This window comes from Burkholderia sp. Bp9031, from assembly GCF_003857965.1.
Classification (GTDB): Bacteria; Pseudomonadota; Gammaproteobacteria; order Burkholderiales; family Burkholderiaceae; genus Burkholderia; species Burkholderia ambifaria_A.
On record NZ_QTPW01000014.1, the window covers coordinates 54,691 to 71,965 of the forward strand.

The following is a 17,275-nucleotide window of genomic DNA, read 5'->3' on the forward strand; positions in this document are numbered from 1 at the left end:
TCCGCTTATCGTTGTCTAAAATCAATCAGAGCGAAGTCCCATTGCGCACTATATGCATTCCGAGCGCATATGAGACTTTGGAGGAGCATAACCGATGTCCCCGAATTCCCCTGCGCCCGACGCGCTCGTCGAGCGCCATGCGCGCGGCGGCCGCTCGCTGGTCGCGATCCTGCACGCGATCCAGGACGACGTGGGCTACGTGCCGTCTGGCTGCGTCGCGCCGCTCGCGAAGGCACTGAACCTGTCGCGCGCGGAAGTGCACGGCGTGCTCACCTACTATCACCACTTCCGCACTGCGCCGCCCGCGCGCGTGACGATCCAGATGTGCCGCGCCGAAGCGTGTCGCAGCATGGGGTGCGAATCGCTGGCCGCGCACGCGGAGTCGCGCACGGGTTGCCGGTTCGACGCGGCGCACGGCGACGGTGCCGATACGCACGCACCGGGCGACGTCGCGCTCGAATCGGTCTACTGCCTCGGGCTGTGCGCACAATCGCCGTCGATGACGGTCAACGGCGTGCTGCACGCAAAGGTCACGCCGGAGAAATTCGACGCACTGCTTGCCGACGCAGCCGCCCATACCTCGGAGGCCGCATGACGACCCGCATCTACGTTCCGCGCGATTCGTCCGCGCTGGCGCTCGGCGCCGACGCCCTCGCCACCGCGATCGTCGCGGAAGCCGAGCGGCGCGGCGTCGCGATCGAACTGATCCGCAACGGTTCGCGCGGGTTGCTGTGGCTCGAGCCGCTCGTCGAGGTCGGCACGGCCGCCGGACGCGTCGGCTACGCGAACCTGTCGGCCGCCGATGTGCCCGCGCTATTCGACGCGAACTGGCTCGACGGCGGCACGCATCCGAGCGGCGTCGGCCTCGTCGATGCACTGCCCTATCTCGCGCGTCAGCAGCGCCTCACGTTCGCGCGCATCGGCCTGACCGATCCGCTGTCGATCGACGACTACCTGAAACACGACGGCCTCGCCGGCCTGAAGAATGCACTCGCGCTCGACGGCGACGCCGCGTGCGAATTGCTGATCGAATCGGGGCTGCGCGGCCGCGGCGGCGCGGCCTTTCCGGCCGGCATCAAGTGGCGCACGGTCCGGCAGGCGAGCGCGGCACAGAAATACATCGTCTGCAACGCGGACGAAGGCGATTCGGGCACGTTCTCCGATCGCCTGATCATGGAATGCGACCCGTACTGCCTGATCGAAGGGATGATCATCGCCGGCATCACGACGGGCGCGACGCTCGGCTACATCTACGTGCGCAGCGAATATCCGCACGCGATCGCCGCGCTCGAAACCGCAATCGTGCGCGCCCGCGAAGCCGGCTGGCTCGGCGAGCACGTGCTCGGCTCCGCACATGCGTTCGACCTGCACGTCGCGAAGGGCGCCGGCTCGTACGTGTGCGGCGAGGAAACGGCGCTACTCGAATCGCTCGAAGGCAAGCGCGGCGTCGTGCGCGCGAAGCCGCCGCTGCCTGCGCTCGCCGGCCTGTTCGGCCAGCCGACCGTGATCAACAACGTGATCACGCTCGCGACCGCGCCGGTGATCTTCGCGCGCGGCGCCGCGTTCTATCGCGACTACGGGATGGGCCGCTCGCGCGGCACGCTGCCGTTCCAGCTCGCGGGCAACATCCGTCACGGCGGGCTCGTCGAGCTCGCGTTCGGCGTCACGCTGCGCGAGCTGCTGTTCGACTACGGCGGCGGCACGGCAAGCGGCCGGCCCGCACGCGCCGCCCAGGTCGGCGGCCCGCTCGGCACCTATCTGCCCGAACATCAGTGGGACGTGCCGCTCGACTACGAAGCCTATACGGCTATCGGCGCGGTCGTCGGCCACGGCGGCATCGTGCTGCACGACGACACGTCGAATCTCGCGGAGCTCGCCGAATACGCGATGAAGTTCTGTGCGATCGAATCGTGCGGCAAGTGCACGCCGTGCCGGATCGGCTCGACGCGCGGCGTCGAGACGATCGCACGCATTCGCGAAGGCGATACGTCGGAGCGACAGGTCACGCTGCTGCGCGACCTGTGCGACACGATGCTCGCCGGCTCGCTGTGCGCGATGGGCGGGATGACGCCATACCCGGTGCTGTCCGCGCTCGACCATTTCCCCGAAGATTTCGGGCTCGCCGCCGGCAAGCAAGCCGCGTCGGGTCCGGTCAAGGCTGCGGCCTGACCCAGAAGGAGCCCTGCATGTCCCTCGACACGAACAACGTCCGCCAAGGCGGCTGCGGCTCGGGCCAATGCGCGTGCAAGAGCGCCGCACAGGCGCGCGCATTCGATCCGCTCGACGAAACCGACTACGGCACGCCGCAACGGCATGCCGATACCGATGTCACGCTCGAAATCGACGGCCAGGCCGTGACGGTGCCGGCCGGCACGTCGGTGATGCGCGCTGCGATCGAAGCCGGCGTCAATGTGCCTAAGCTCTGCGCGACCGATTCGCTCGAACCGTTCGGCTCGTGCCGTCTGTGCCTCGTCGAAATCGAAGGCCGGCGCGGCTATCCGGCGTCGTGCACGACGCCCGCCGAAGCCGGGATGAAGGTGCGCACGCAGTCGGACCGGCTGCAGTCGCTGCGCCGCAACGTGATGGAGCTGTATATCTCCGATCATCCGCTCGACTGCCTCACCTGCCCCGCCAACGGCGACTGCGAACTGCAGGACATGGCGGGTGTCGTCGGATTGCGCGAAGTGCGCTATGGCTTCGACGGCGCAAATCACCTGCGCGAGCAGAAGGACGAGTCGAACCCGTACTTCACGTACGATCCGTCGAAATGCATCGTGTGCAACCGCTGCGTGCGCGCGTGCGAGGAAACGCAAGGCACGTTTGCGCTGACGATCGCCGCCCGCGGCTTCGAATCGCGCGTCGCCGCCGGCGAAAGCGAATCGTTCATGGCATCGGAGTGCGTATCGTGCGGCGCGTGCGTCGCCGCCTGCCCGACCGCCACGCTGCAGGAAAAGACTGTCGTCCAGCTCGGCCAGGCCGAGCACTCGGTCGTCACGACCTGCGCGTACTGCGGCGTCGGCTGCTCGTTCAAGGCCGAGATGAAGGGCACGCAGGTCGTACGCATGACGCCGCACAAGAACGGTCTCGCAAACGAAGGCCACGCGTGCGTGAAGGGCCGCTTCGCGTGGGGCTACGCAACGCACAAGGACCGCATCACGAAGCCGATGATCCGCGAGAAGATCACCGACCCGTGGCGCGAAGTCAGCTGGGAAGAAGCGCTCACCTACGCGGCGACGCAATTCCGCAAGCTGCAGCAGAAGTACGGCCGCGATTCGATCGGCGGCATCACGTCGTCGCGCTGCACGAACGAGGAAACCTACCTCGTGCAGAAGCTCGTGCGCGCGGCGTTCGGCAACAACAACGTCGACACCTGCGCACGCGTGTGCCATTCGCCGACCGGCTATGGCCTGAAGACGACGCTCGGCGAATCGGCCGGCACGCAGACCTTCGCATCGGTCAGCCACGCCGACGTGATCGTCGTGATGGGCGCGAACCCGACCGACGGCCACCCGGTGTTCGGCTCGCGCATGAAACGGCGCATTCGCGAAGGTGCGAAGCTGATCGTGATCGATCCGCGCCGCATCGACGTGGTCGACGGCCCGCATGTGAAGGCCACGCACCACCTGCAGCTGCGGCCCGGCACCAACGTCGCGATGGTCAACGCGCTCGCGCACGTGATCGTCACCGAAGGGCTCGTCGCCGATGCGTTCGTCGCCGAACGCTGCGAAACGCGTGCGTTCGAGCAATGGCGCGACTTCGTGTCGCGCGCGGAAAACTCGCCGGAAGCGACCGAGGACGTGACGGGCGTGCCGGCTGCACTGGTGCGCGAAGCCGCACGACTCTATGCGACCGGCGGCAACGCCGCGATCTACTACGGCCTCGGCGTGACCGAACACGCACAAGGCTCGACGACGGTGATGGGCATCGCGAACCTCGCGATGGCGACCGGCAACATCGGCCGTGAAGGCGTCGGCGTCAATCCGCTGCGCGGCCAGAACAACGTGCAGGGTTCGTGCGACATGGGCTCGTTCCCGCACGAACTGCCGGGCTACCGCCACATCAGCGACGACGGCGTGCGCGCGCAGTTCGAACAGGCATGGTCGGCCACGCTGCAACCGGAACCGGGCCTGCGCATCCCCAACATGTTCGACGCGGCGCTTGACGGCAGCTTCAAGGGGCTCTACTGCCAGGGCGAGGACATCGTCCAGTCGGATCCGAATACGCAGCATGTCGCCGCCGCGCTGTCGTCGATGGAATGCATCGTCGTGCAGGACATCTTCCTGAACGAGACCGCGAAATACGCGCACGTGCTGCTGCCGGGCTCGACGTTCCTCGAGAAGGACGGCACGTTCACGAACGCGGAGCGCCGCATCTCGCGCGTGCGCAAGGTGATGCCGCCGCTCGCGGGCTACGCGGACTGGGAAGTGACGCTGCTGCTGTCGCAGGCGCTCGGCTACGACATGCACTACACACATCCGTCGGAAATCATGGACGAGATCGCGCGGCTCACGCCGACCTTCTCGGGCGTGTCATACGAGAAGCTCGATGCGCTCGGCAGCATCCAGTGGCCGTGCAACGAACAGGCACCGGACGGCACGCCGACGATGCACATCGACGAGTTCGTGCGTGGCAAGGGCCGCTTCGTGATCACGCAGTTCATTCCGACGCCGGAAAAGGTCACGCAGCGCTATCCGCTGATCCTGACGACGGGCCGCATCCTGTCTCAGTACAACGTCGGTGCGCAGACGCGCCGGACCGAAAACGTCCAGTGGCACGAAGAGGACCGCCTCGAGATCCATCCGCACGACGCGGAGGATCGAGGGATCCGGACCGGAGACTGGGTCGGCATCGAATCGCGGGCAGGCCAGACCGTGCTGCGCGCGCTCGTGTCCGACCGCATGCAGCCGGGTGTGGTGTACACGACGTTCCACTTCCCGGAATCGGGTGCGAACGTGATCACGACGGACAGCTCCGACTGGGCGACGAACTGCCCGGAATACAAGGTGACCGCCGTGCAGGTGATGCCGGTCGCGCAACCGTCCGACTGGCAGCGTGCGTATGCGCGCTTCAATTCGGAGCAGCTCGACCTGCTCGAGCGCCGCGCCGCCACGCCGGCTGCCATGACGACGGGCAAGTGAGGACGCGATGGACAACGGACACCTGATCGACATGGCCAACCAGATCGGCGCTTTCTTCGAATCGATGCCCGATCGCGAAGAAGCGCTGACCGGAATCGCCGAGCATATCCGGCGCTTCTGGGAGCCGCGGATGCGCCGCGCGCTTCTTGCGGCGCTCGACGATCCGTCGAGCGAAGCCGGACAACGCGCCGCGCCGATCGTGCGCGACGCGATCGCTGCGCACCGTGCATCGCTCGTGCCGGCCGCAGCACCCGCCTGAGCGCCCCGCTACGCGGGCAGCGACATGCCCGCGAACCAGCTTTCGCAATGACGCAGCAGCGCGTTCGCGTCGGTAGCGGTGCGACCGCGCGCCGCGATGTAACCGTCGGGCCGCAGCAGGTAGAACGACGGCCTCGAACGGCCGTACGCCTGCACAAGCCCATCCGCCCCATCGCTTTGCGCATCGGCGACGCGCCACGTCCGCACGGCGCCCGGCACGATCCGCTCCAACCCTTGTGCGAGCACCTGCGCATCCGCGGACATCGGCGGCACGTCGTTCGTCTCGCCGGTGTCGGCACTTGCCGGCTCCTCGAGCAGCAGCAGCGTAAAGCTCGCCGGATCGTGCAGATCGTATAGCCGCGCGGTTCCGGGTGCCCTGCCGAGCGGCCCGTCGACCACATGCACGAGCGCATCGGGCGCACGCTCGCCCGCGCGCGGCCCGCCGTCGAGCACGCGTTCGAGCGTGAGCGGGCTTTTCCGGTATTGCACGCCGAGCTCGCTGACGGTGCGCCGCACCGCGTCGCGCACCGGCCCGAACGACACCAGCAGCGGCACGACATGATCGCGCAGCAGCTTCATCGCACCATGATCGGCTTCGACGATCTGCGTGACGAGGCCGGTCTGCCGCAATACGTCGCGCTCGATCGGATGGCGCTCCGCATGATACGTGTCGAGCAGCCGCTCCGGCGTGCCGCCGCCGAGCACGCGCGCGAGCTTCCAGCCGAGATTGAACGCTTCCTGGATACCCGTGTTCATGCCTTGCGCACCCGCCGGGCTGTGAACGTGCGCGGCGTCGCCCGCGAAGAACACGCGCCCATGCCGCAGCCGGTCGACCATCCGGCTGTGCAGGCGGAAATACGACGACCACGCGAGGTCGCTCGGCGCGATCGATGCACCGACGCGGGCGCGCACGATCGCCTCGCATTCCGCGAGCGACGGGGGTGGTGGCGGCGACGCATCGGGCGATACGTCGCCGCCGGGCGGCCGATCGGCGACGAGCCGGTAGCGGCCGCCGCCCATCGGGAAGAGCCCGGCGATGCCTTCGGGCGTCGTGAACAGATGGATCTCCTCGTCCGGCCAGTCGGGAATCGCCGCGAAATCGGCGAGCAGGAAAGTCTGCTCGAACGCATGCCCGGTGAAGCCGAGGCCAAGCAGATGGCGCACCGTGCTGTGCGCGCCGTCGGCGGCGATCAGGTACGACGGCGCGAACACCTGTTCACGCCCATCGGCGCCGCGGATCGTCACGTCGAGCGACGTCCCGCCCGCATCGCACGCCGTCAGCGTGACGCCGCGCTCGACCGTCACGCCGAGCCCGGCCAGGTGCCCGGCGAGCAGCCGCTCGGTGATGCTCTGGTCGAGAAACAGCAAATACGGATAGCGCGTTTGCAACGGATCGAAATCGAGCCGCGCGATCACGCGGCCGTCCGCATGCAACGCGGCCGCATGCGCGCGATGGCCCAGCGCGAGAAACGGTTCGACCGCGCGATGCTGCTCAAGCAGTTCGAGCGTGCGCGCCTGGATGCCGATCGCGCGCGAATACGGCGCGGGCGTGGCTAGCCGGTCGATGATGCGCACCGGCACGCGGGCCCGCGCGAGACTCATCGCCGCGGCAAGGCCGGTCGGGCCTGCGCCGACGATCAGCACGGGCGGGATGTCGAGCAGTGTGTCAGCCATGAGAGCCTCGATGACACGCGATCCTGCAAGTCTACGCTGCTCTGCGTGACGGGGCCATATGCCGACCGGCCGATCCGGGACACCCGCGCGCAGTGTGGGAAAATACGCGCTTTCCGTCAGTTTTCGCGTCATGGATTCCGCATTCGACCGCGCGTATGCCGCGCACCGCGCGGGCCGCCTCGCCGAAGCCGAGCACGGCTATCGCGCCGCGCTCGCCACCAATCCCGCCGACGCCGACGCGCTGCATCTGTTCGGCGTGCTGCGGCACCAGCAGGGCCAGCATGCCGAGGCAGCCGATCTCGTCGGGCGTGCGGTCGAGCTGCGCCCGGGCGACGCCGCGCTGCAACTCAATCTCGGCAACGCGCTGAAGGCGCTCGGCCGGCTCGACGAAGCGGTCGACCGCTTTCGCAACGCGCTGACGCTCGCGCCCGAATTTCCGCTCGCGCACTACAACCTCGGCAATGCGTATGCGGCGCTGCAGCGCCACGAGGATGCCATCGACGCGTTCGGCCGCGCGCTGCGGCTCACGCCCGACGATGCGTCGATCCACAACAACCTCGGCAACGCGCTGAATGCGCTCGGCCGTCACGACGACGCGCTCGCCGCATTCCATCGCGCACTCGAGCTGCGACCCGGGCATGCCGGCGCGCACAACAATCTCGCGATGGCGCTGAACGCGATGGGCCGGGCCGACGACGCAATCGCGCACTTCCAGGCGGCAATCGCCGCGCAGCCGCGCTTCGTCGCCGCGCATTTCAATCTCGGCAACACGTTCGAGGCGCTCGCCCGTCACGGTGAAGCCGCGGCGGCATTCGAAGCCGCGCTCGCGCTGCATCCGCCCTTCCCGCTCGCCCTCTTCGGGCTCGCGAACGCGCTGTGCGCGCAGGGCCGCCAGCGTGAAGCGCTGCCCTACTACGAACGTGCGGTCGGTCTCGATCCGTCGTTCAGTCTCGCGTGGCTGAACCTCGGCAATGCGCATCACGCACTCGGCGCGCACGAAATGGCGCTGCGCGCGTTCGACCAGGCGCTGCGCGTCGCCCCCGACCTGAAACTCGCGCAACTGCACCGCGCCGTCACGCTGTTGACGCTGGGCGACTTCACGCGCGGCCTGCCCGCATACGAGGCACGCCACGACACGCCGGGCGCGACGCCGCTCGGCACGCTGCCACGCTGGCAAGGCGAGCCGATTGCGTCGCGCACACTGCTGATCCGCGCGGAACAGGGTTTCGGCGACACGCTGCAATTCGTCCGCTTCGTGCCGCTGGCCCGCGCACGCTGCGCGCGTGTCGTGCTCGAAGTCCAGCCGGAACTCGTCGCGCTGCTTGCACCTGCCGCGACGCACTGGCGCGTGACGCTCGTCGCTCAGGGTGCCGCTAAACCGCCGGTGGCCGACGTCGCGTGCACGCTGATGAGCCTGCCGTTCCTGCTCGGTCTGCAGCCGGCCGACATCGTCTCGGGCAAGCGTTACCTCGATGCGCCGGACAGCGCGCATCGACGCTTTCGCGGCTCGCTCGGCGGCCAGTCGAAGCGCAAGTTCGGCCTCGCGTGGTCAGGGCGCCGGCAGGCGCAAGAAAACCGCTCGATGCCGTTCGACGCGCTCGCCCCGCTGCTTGCGCTACCGGACATCGACTGGGTCGTGCTGCAGCCCGCGCTCGACGACGACGAACGGGCGCGCGTCGATGCGCATCCGCGCGTGCATCGCCTCGACGGGCGGCTGAACGACTTCGCCGACACGGCCGCGCTGATCGAACGGCTCGACGGCGTCGTCACGATCGATACGGCGGTCGCACACCTCGCAGGCGCACTCGGCAAGCCGCAGTGGATCATGCTGCCGTTCGCTCCCGACTGGCGCTGGTTCACCGGTGACGACTGTCCGTGGTATCCGCACGCGAGGCTGGCCCGCCAGTCCGCACCGGGACAATGGCTCGACGTGGCGGCGACGGTTGCCAACGCGCTGCGCGACGCCTGAATGCCGGAACGCCGGAACGCCGGAACGCCGGAACGCCGGAACGCCGGAACGCCGGAACGCCGATAAGTATAGGGAGCGCTGCGCGCTCCCTTTTTCATCCGGCGTGACGCGGTGCAGGCGGCGTCAGGCCGCCTTGTACTGGTTGCGCGACTCGGGCGTGCGATACAGCACGAGCGTCGCGACCAATCCGCAAATCGCGGCGACACTCAGCCACAGCCCCGGTGCCGCCTTGTTGCCGGTCTGGTGGATCAGCAACGTCGAGATCGCGGGCGTGAAGCCGCCGATCGTCGTCGCGAGGCTGTATGCGAGCGAGAAGCCGGCGGTGCGCACGTCGGCCGACATCACTTCGGTCAGCGCGACGACCATCGCGCCGTTGTGGGAGCCGTACAGGAACGACAGCCACAGCTCGACCGCCAGCAGCCGCAGGAACGACGGTTCCGCCACGAGCCACAGCACGGCCGGGTACGCCGACAGCAGCGTGAGCACCGTGAACGCGATCAGCACCGGGCGGCGGCCGATGCGATCCGACAGCGCGCCGGACAGCGGCAGCCAGACGAGATTGGACAGGCCGACACAGACGGTCACGACGAGCGCGTCGAGCGACGACAGGTGCAGCACTTCCTTGCCGAACGTCGGCGTGTAGGCGGTGATCATGTAGAACGACACCGTCGTCATGATCACCATCCCCATGCCGGTGATCACGACGCTCCAGTTCTCGAGCATCGAACGCATGATCTCGCTCATCGTCGGACGGTGATGCTTCGCGAGGAACTCGTCGGTTTCCTTCAGCGAACGACGGATCAGGAACAGGAACGGTACGATCAGGCAGCCGATCAGGAACGGAATGCGCCAGCCCCACGCGGTCATGTCCTCGACCGGCAGCGCACGGTTCAGCAGCACGCCGACGAACGCGGCGAACACGACGGCCACCTGCTGGCTGCCCGATTGCCACGACGTATAGAACCCCTTGCGACCTTTCGTTGCGATCTCCGACAGGTAGACGGACACGCCGCCCAGCTCGACGCCCGCGGAGAAACCCTGCAGCAACCGGCCGAGCAGCACGAGCACCGACGCGAGCACGCCGAGCGTCGCGTAGCCTGGTATCGCGGCCACCGTGAGCGTGCCGAGCGCCATCAGCCCCAGCGTCAGGATCAGCCCCTTGCGGCGGCCGTGATGGTCGATGTACGCGCCGAGCACGATCGCGCCGACCGGGCGCATCAGGAAGCCCGCGCAAGTCCGTGCGCCCAGCGCCAGGCGGCTTGCGGCCGGCCCGTCGGTCGAGCGCCATGCGTCGCGGACGCCCTCAAGCAATCGGCTCGGCCGCCCGTCGCTTCCGGACGCACCGCGCGACCCGCTCGACGATCCACTCACGCTGATCGCGATGGCCAACACGCTGCAAGCCAATCTCCCCGCACGGTCGGCAAACGTGCCCGCCGCCGGCTTTGACTGGACCGCGCAACTGTCCCAGCGCCGCCTGACCGACGCACCGGACACGCTTGCCCGCTGATGCCTGTCCGCTGACGATTACCCGCTGACGAGCGCCCAACAAAAAACCCGGCAAAGCATGCTTCGCCGAGTTTCGTTCATCCGTCGATCCATCGGATCGACACGTCGTCACTTGTGCGTGGGCAATCCCGTTTCGGCCTGCCGCTCGAGTTGCCGAACCTGCTCCTGCAGATCGCGCAACTGCACCTGCGCGGCCCGCTTCTCGACCTGCAGCGCCTGCGTCTGCTCCTGCGCCGACTTCTGCCGCTGCGCGACCTCCGCCTGCTGGCTGCGCGCGACGCTCAGGTCGGCCTGCAGCTGCTGTGCGCGATTCGCCTGCAGCGCAATCACGCGTTCGAGGAACGTCTTCTGCGCCTGCAGTTCGGTGCGACGGATCTCGACGTCCGCGAACTGCACCGTCTGCAGGACGAAGTTCTCGTACACCATCTCCGCGCGGCTCTTCTCCTGCGACTTGATCACGCGCCACAGATGCTTGTCCTGGAACAGCGCGACGTAATACGTCATCTCGCGCGGATCGAACATCAGGCTCGCGCCGTAGCTGCCGTTGTAGGTGGTGCGCATCTCGACGATTCGCCCGTCGTGCGGCATCTGCGTGAGTTCGGCCACATTGCCTTGCACGGAAGCATCCGTCGCGAATGCAGCGGACGCCGCCTGCGCGGCATCGCCGCGCAGGCTCGTCACCGCGGGGCGCGTACCCGCAACGGGTGTGGTCGCGTCGGCGGACCATGCTGCGCCCGTGCGTGCGCAGGCGGCCATCGCAACGATCCACGTTGCAAAACGTGCGGGAGGCAAAGATCGGAAGACCAACGTCAGACTCCGGCGAACGAATCGGGCGTCGCGATTATGGTCCAAAACGAAACGGCCGCATCTCAAATTTAACGGGATGCGGCCGGCCTTCCTGCGAGGCGATGCAAGCGTCGGCTACAGGCGTGTTTCGCGTGCCGCGCGCAGGAATGCATCGAGCAGCGGTGTGCAGTCGAGCAGTTCCGAGCCGCCCGCGCGATGAAACTCCGGGTGCCACTGCACGCCGACGACGAACGGCGCACGCCGGTAGCGGATGCCCTCGATGATCCCGTCGCCGGCCGACACGGCCTCGATGTTCAGATCGCGGCCGAGATCGCGGATCGCCTGATGGTGGATCGAGTTGACGATCGCTTCGCTGCGCCCGGGGAACATGCTCGCGAGCGTCGACGAGTCGGGGAAGCGGATCGCGTGGCGATGCTGGTCGTAATGCTCGCTCACGTGCGCATTCGCCGTCGGCACGTCGGTCGCGATGTCCTGGTACAGCGACCCGCCGAACGCGACGTTGATCAGCTGGGCGCCGCGGCACACGCCGAGCACCGGCTTGCCGGACTCGACGAATTCGTGGAACAGCTCGAGCTCGTACATGTCGCGCACGCGGTCGCCCGGCCATTCGGGGCGCGCATCCGACGCCGCGTAGGTTTGCGGCGACACGTCGGCGCCGCCTTGCAGCAGCAGGCCGTCGAGATGCTTCGCGTAGTCGCGCAGGCGGATGTTGCTCGGGTGCAGCATGCCCTGATGACCGACGGTCGGAATCATGAACACGAGCACGTCGCGCGACATCACCCAGTGCGCGATCGATTCCTCGAGATACTGCAGCGTCTTGCCACGCAGCCCCTTCGCGCCCGGCTCCGGATGGAAGATGCGCGCCGATACGCCGATGCGCAACGTGCGCTGGGTGATCCGCTGGCCGGCGCGGTCGAACAGCCGACGCGCACGCGCGGCGACGATCCGACCGAACACCGACCACGGCGTGTCGCTTTGTTTCAGGTAAGCCGGCGGCGCATTCTGCGCGCTCGCGGGCGGCGGGCGCGGCGTATCGAAATCGGGTTGCGCGCCGAAGCCCGGCGGCGGTGCGCCGGGTTTCGGCGACGCTACAACACCGTCGACGGCAGCCCCCGGAGCGCCCGGCTCGGACGCGGCCGTGACCGGTGACGCGCCGTCCGCCGCAACATTCTGTGCAGCGGCAGCCCGCGTGGCGGGCGCCTCCGGCGTACGTGCCGGACCGGAACGGGGGGAATCGGAAGAAGCGGAAGAAGTGCCGGGCAGACCGGCCGGGGAAGGCGTGATTTCGCTCATGACGATGGTCTGGTACGTCGCTCGCGCGTATTGGATTGACGAGGATTCATTATGCTTCAGTGCACGATCGCGCGGTAAACCAGCAACATCCTGTCGATATTGTTGCAAGTCGTCGCATGCGGTGCCGGACCCGCCATCGTAACCCCACCGCACTCCGTTTGGCGGCATCGCATCTCGCCCCGGCCAACTGGACATATGTGATATATCACAATAATATTCACGGATTGTCCACGCTCCCCGATCGCCCGCACCATGATCGCGCCCCGCCCGGCCAACGCGCCGCCGCCCGCATGAACGCCCTGACCGACGCCCCCCGCGACCGGCCTGCCGCAGCGGCGCTCAGCCTCGCCGACCGCGCATACGCGCTGATCCAGCGCGACATCATCACGATGCGCCTGAAACCCGGCGCCGCGCTCAACGAAGCCGACCTCGTCGCTCGCACCGGCATCGGCCGCACCCCCGTCCACCAGGCCGTGCATCGGCTGGTGCTCGAAGGGCTGTTGTCCGTGATGCCGCGCAAGGGGCTGCTGGTGCAGCCGCTGTCGCTCGACGACATCGTCGCGGTGATCGACGTGCGGCGCATCAACGAAGCGCACTGCGTCGAACTCGCCGCCCGTCACGCGACGCCCGACGATCTCGCCCGCATCGCCGCGCTGCTCGATGACGGGCAGCCATGCGTCGATACGCACGACGTCGAGGGCATGATGGAACTCGACCGCGCGTTTCATCAGGCGATCGCCGCGGCGGCACGCAATACGGTGCTCGCGGAGATCCTGCGCGCGCTGCACGAGCGCTCGCTGCGCTTCTGGTTCGTCACGCTGTCCGAGCCGCACCACCTGTCCGACGTCCAGCGCGAACACCGCGAACTGTTCGAGCAACTGTCCGCGCGCGACGCCGCCGGCGCGCGCGCGGCCGTCGAACGCCATATCGATTCGTTTCGCGCCACCCTTGTCCAACATCTTCGCCCCTGAGCCGCCCATGACCACTTTCACGCCCTTCCCCCCGCTCGCCCAGCTCGCCGCCGACCTCTCCGCCGGCCGGACCACGAGCCGCGCGCTCGTCGACGTCGCGCTCGAACGGATCGCCGCTCCGTCGGGCCAGGGCGCGGCCGTCTTCACCGAAGTCGACGCCGACAACGCGCGCGCGGCCGCCGATGCACACGATCGCCTGCGCGCCGCGGGCACCGTGCTGTCGCCGCTCGCGGGCATCCCCGTGTCGGTGAAGGACCTGTTCGACGTCGCGGGCCAGGTGACGCGCGCCGGTTCGCGCGTGCTCGACGGCGCGCCGCCAGCGCAGGCCGACGCGGTCGCCGTCGCGCGGCTCAAGCGGGCGGGCGCGGTGCTGGTCGGCCGCACCAACATGAGCGAGTTCGCGTTCTCGGGGCTCGGCCTCAATCCGCACTTCGGCACGCCGCGCTCGCCGTACCGCCGCGACGTACCGGGCGACGCGCGGATTGCCGGCGGCTCGTCGTCCGGTGCGGCCGCGTCCGTCGCCGACGGGATGGCGGCCGTCGCGCTCGGCACCGACACCGGCGGCTCGATCCGGATTCCGGCCGCGCTGTGCGGGCTCACGGGCTTCAAGCCGACCGCAAGCCGGATTCCGACGCAAGGCGGCGTGCCGCTGTCGACGACGCTCGACTCGTTCGGGCCGATCGGCCTGACGGTTGCCTGCTGCGCCCTCGTCGACCGGATGCTCGCGGGCCTCGAGCCGCACGTGCCGGCCATGCGGCCGCTCGAAGGCTTGCGGCTCGGCGTGCTGACCAACTATGTGACGGACGGCGTCGACACGGACGTCGCCGCTGCGCTCGATGCCTCGCTGAAACATCTCGAAGCCGCCGGCGCGATCGTCACGGAAGTGCGCTTCTCCGCGCTCGACCGGCTGCCTGACATCAACCGCTTCGGCTTCTCGCCGATCGAGGCATACGCGTGGCATCGCCCGCTGCTCGCGCAGCACCGCGACCAATACGACCCGCGCGTGCTGTCGCGCATCCTGAAGGGCGAACCGGCGAGCGCGGCCGACTATCTCGACCTGCTCGCGGCCCGCCACGCGATGCTGGACGAAGCGGCGCACACGGTCTGGTCGCGCTTCGACGCGCTCGTCGCACCGACGGTGCCCGTCGTGCCGCCGCGCATCGCCGAACTCGAGGCGGACGACGCCGCATTCACGCGCACCAATGCGCTGATCCTGCGCAACCCGAGCGCCTTCAACTTCCTCGACGCATGTGCGCTGTCGCTGCCGTGCCATCCGCGCGACGCGGCGCCCGTCGGCCTGATGCTCGCGGCCGCGCCGCATCGCGACGATGCGCTGCTCGCGATCGGCCAGGCGGTCGAGGCCGTGCTGAACACGATCCGGTGACCGCACCGGCGCAATGACGGCGGCCGACGAAGCGGACGAAGCGGGTGCGGCGTGGTGCCGCACCCGCGCTGTCAGTTTCGTGCCAGATCGTTCGCGCTAAAATCGCGCGATTGTTTCTCGGACCGACCACCGACAGGAATCCCGCCGACATGAACGACTCCACGCTCGCCCTCCGCCGTGAACGCCGCCTGCTGATGCTGCTCGGCTGGGTATGCATCGCCCTGCTGGCCGGCGCGCTGTACCTGCAATACGTCAAGAACGAGGATCCGTGCCCGCTGTGCATCATCCAGCGCTACTTCTTCGCGGCGATCGGGATCTTCGCGTTCCTGGCCGCCGGGATGCGCAACTGGCGCGGCATCTGGGTGCTCGAGCTGCTGATCGCGATCGCCGCGGCCGGCGGCGTCGGCACCGCCGCGCGGCACCTGTCGATCCAGATGAATCCGGGCTTCAGCTGCGGCTTCGACACGCTGCAGCCGATCGTCGACAGCCTGCCGCCTGCCCAGTGGTTCCCCGGCATGTTCAAGGTCGCCGGCCTGTGCGAGACGGTCTACCCGCCGATCTTCGGCATCCTGCTGCCCGGCTGGGCGCTGATCGGCTTCGCCGTGATCCTGATCGCCGTTGCCTCGAGCGTCTGGCGCCATCGCCGCAAGCTGGCAGGCTAACCCGCCGCGCGGCCCGGCCGACCGGTCGGATCCGCCGATCCTGGTTCGTCCGGCTCCACCCGCAACGTCTCTCGCGGCCGCACCCTGTCGGCCGCGCGTAAACACCTACCCCCGCCGCAGCCCGAATTTCCGGGCGAACGCGCATCGCGCGACATCCGTGCGCACGCCCCGCCGCACAAGCGTTCCGGCCCGATGCGCGCGCATCGGCGCCCCGATCCCGCGCGGCGGGCCTATGATCGACATGATCGCCGTCTGATAGTCCGGATCACCGCCCGGCGATGTTCCCGTCGCCTTGCAGTGCTATCTTCGCGACTGGATGGCGATCTACGTGCGCGAGGCCAGGCGGTCTCACCTCCTGCGTAACGCGCGCCCGATCCGCAATGTCGACTGGATTCATCATGACAACGCAAACCATCCGCATCCGTCACCCTCATGGCGTCCGCGCGCCCCGCGGCGTCGTACGCGCGCGCCTTCGGCGCGCCGCCGCCGCACCGCATCGATCGTGCGGCCGGCCCGTCCCGCTCCCGTCAGTCCTCGTTGCCACCGCGCCCGCCAGCCCGCGCCGCGCGTCGTGCCGCGTCGTCCCGAACGGAGCGTGCTGATGGAAGCCTGGCTCGGCGATCTGCAGCAACTGCTCGCGCACGGCGAAGCGGCCGTGCTCGTGACGGTCGCGCATACCGACGGCTCCGCGCCGCGCGAGGCCGGCACCAAGATGCTCGTCACGCGCGACACGGCCCGCCATACGATCGGCGGCGGTCATCTGGAATGGAAGGCGATCGAGATCGCGCGGCATCTGCTGAAGGACGGTGCGCACGTGCCCCACGCGCGCAGGCTCGAACGGCTCGCGCTCGGCCCGAGCCTCGGCCAGTGCTGCGGCGGCGCGGTCGTGCTCGCGTTCGAGCGGCTCGACGTCGGCGACCTCGGCTGGATCATGTCGCTCGCGAAGCGCGTCGCGGCCGGCGCGGCGACCGTGCGTAGCGTATCATTCGGCCCCGCGCCGGGCGCGCCGCTGCTGAGCGAGCCCGAATCGCCCGCCGCGCGTGCCGATTGCCTGCTGTGGGAAACCGGCGGCGTGTCGCTGATGACCGAAACGATCGCGCCGTATGCATTTCCCGTCATGCTGTTCGGCGCCGGACACATCGGCACCGCACTCGTGAAGGTACTGGCGACGCTGCCGTGCCACGTGCGCTGGATCGACGGACCCGATGCGGGGTTCCCGCCGGCCGAGGCGCTCGCCGGGATCGGCAATCTCGCGATCGACGCGCTCGCCAGCCCGGCAGACGCCGTCGACACGGCGCCGCCGCACGCGTACTTCGTCGTGATGACGCACGACCACACACTCGATTTCGTGCTGGCCGAGCGCATCCTGCGGCGCGGCGATTATGCGTACTTCGGGATGACCGGCTCGCACACCAAGCGCATGCAGTTCGACCACCGCCTGGCAGCGATCGGCATCGACCCGGCCCAGGTCGCGCGGATGCGCTGCCCGATCGGCGTCGAAGGCATCATCGACAAGGCGCCCGAAGTGATCGCGATCTCGGTGGCCGCGCAGTTGCTGCAGGCTGTCGAGGCGAATGCGCCCGCGCAGGCTTCCCCTACCTTCTGACCGACCA

Annotated in this window: 14 protein-coding genes; 10 read left to right on the top strand and 4 right to left on the bottom strand. The window is 68.7% G+C overall.

Annotated elements, in window-relative coordinates; genetic code table 11:
* Positions 1–94 precede the first annotated feature (94 nt).
* From DIE15_RS19390 to DIE15_RS19405, 4 genes are read left to right on the top strand one after another with little or no spacing between them, the layout of a single operon-like run.
* On the top strand, positions 95–595 hold the full coding sequence (locus DIE15_RS19390; protein WP_124834102.1) for an NAD(P)H-dependent oxidoreductase subunit E: 501 nt from the start codon (positions 95–97) through the stop codon (positions 593–595).
* Complete coding sequence (locus tag DIE15_RS19395) at positions 592–2,169, top strand: NADH-quinone oxidoreductase subunit NuoF (protein ID WP_124834103.1); 1,578 nt, start codon at positions 592–594, stop codon at positions 2,167–2,169. The genes DIE15_RS19390 and DIE15_RS19395 overlap by 4 nt, the downstream gene beginning before the upstream one ends.
* Positions 2,170–2,186: 17 nt before the next feature.
* Complete coding sequence (fdhF, locus tag DIE15_RS19400; protein ID WP_124834104.1) at positions 2,187–5,138, top strand: formate dehydrogenase subunit alpha; 2,952 nt, start codon at positions 2,187–2,189, stop codon at positions 5,136–5,138.
* Positions 5,139–5,145: 7 nt separating this feature from the next.
* The gene (locus DIE15_RS19405; protein WP_057928128.1) at positions 5,146–5,397 is read left to right on the top strand and encodes a formate dehydrogenase subunit delta; all 252 of its coding nucleotides are present in this window, start codon (positions 5,146–5,148) and stop codon (positions 5,395–5,397) included.
* An 8-nt stretch (positions 5,398–5,405) separates the two neighbouring features.
* Here DIE15_RS19405 and DIE15_RS19410 read toward each other — a convergent pair whose 3' ends face one another.
* On the bottom strand, positions 5,406–7,070 hold the full coding sequence (locus DIE15_RS19410) for an FAD-dependent monooxygenase (protein ID WP_057928129.1): 1,665 nt from the start codon (positions 7,068–7,070) through the stop codon (positions 5,406–5,408).
* A 130-nt stretch (positions 7,071–7,200) separates the two neighbouring features.
* Here DIE15_RS19410 and DIE15_RS19415 point away from each other — a divergent pair, with 130 nt between their 5' ends.
* A complete protein-coding gene (locus DIE15_RS19415) occupies positions 7,201–9,039 on the top strand; it encodes a tetratricopeptide repeat protein (protein ID WP_409364309.1) in 1,839 nt (612 codons plus the stop codon).
* 123 nt (positions 9,040–9,162) lie between these two features.
* Here DIE15_RS19415 and DIE15_RS19420 read toward each other — a convergent pair whose 3' ends face one another.
* Positions 9,163–10,431: an MFS transporter gene (locus DIE15_RS19420; RefSeq protein WP_311771978.1), complete on the bottom strand. Its 1,269-nt coding sequence runs from the start codon at positions 10,429–10,431 to the stop codon at positions 9,163–9,165.
* Between DIE15_RS19420 and DIE15_RS37740 the strand changes: the two genes are divergently transcribed.
* Positions 10,421–10,546: a hypothetical protein gene (locus DIE15_RS37740; RefSeq protein ID WP_260428289.1), complete on the top strand. Its 126-nt coding sequence runs from the start codon at positions 10,421–10,423 to the stop codon at positions 10,544–10,546. The two genes, DIE15_RS19420 and DIE15_RS37740, sit on opposite strands and share 11 nt — an antisense overlap.
* Positions 10,547–10,653: 107 nt before the next feature.
* Here DIE15_RS37740 and DIE15_RS19425 read toward each other — a convergent pair whose 3' ends face one another.
* Positions 10,654–11,301: a DUF2968 domain-containing protein gene (locus DIE15_RS19425; protein WP_124834106.1), complete on the bottom strand. Its 648-nt coding sequence runs from the start codon at positions 11,299–11,301 to the stop codon at positions 10,654–10,656.
* Positions 11,302–11,466: 165 nt separating this feature from the next.
* A complete protein-coding gene (locus DIE15_RS19430) occupies positions 11,467–12,645 on the bottom strand; it encodes a gamma-glutamyl-gamma-aminobutyrate hydrolase family protein (protein ID WP_124834107.1) in 1,179 nt (392 codons plus the stop codon).
* Between the two features lie 290 nt (positions 12,646–12,935).
* Between DIE15_RS19430 and DIE15_RS19435 the strand changes: the two genes are divergently transcribed.
* The 4 genes from DIE15_RS19435 (at position 12,936) to xdhC (ending at position 17,268) form a co-directional block, all read left to right on the top strand.
* Entirely contained in the window at positions 12,936–13,616 is a 681-nt protein-coding gene (locus tag DIE15_RS19435) for a GntR family transcriptional regulator (RefSeq protein WP_124834158.1), read from the top strand.
* 7 nt (positions 13,617–13,623) lie between these two features.
* Positions 13,624–15,000: an amidase gene (locus DIE15_RS19440; RefSeq protein WP_124834108.1), complete on the top strand. Its 1,377-nt coding sequence runs from the start codon at positions 13,624–13,626 to the stop codon at positions 14,998–15,000.
* 149 nt (positions 15,001–15,149) lie between these two features.
* Positions 15,150–15,662, top strand: coding sequence for a disulfide bond formation protein B (locus DIE15_RS19445; protein WP_124834109.1), 513 nt, complete (start codon positions 15,150–15,152; stop codon positions 15,660–15,662).
* A 601-nt stretch (positions 15,663–16,263) separates the two neighbouring features.
* The gene (gene xdhC, locus DIE15_RS19450) at positions 16,264–17,268 is read left to right on the top strand and encodes a xanthine dehydrogenase accessory protein XdhC (RefSeq protein ID WP_057928135.1); all 1,005 of its coding nucleotides are present in this window, start codon (positions 16,264–16,266) and stop codon (positions 17,266–17,268) included.
* The last annotated feature ends 7 nt before the right edge of the window (positions 17,269–17,275 follow it).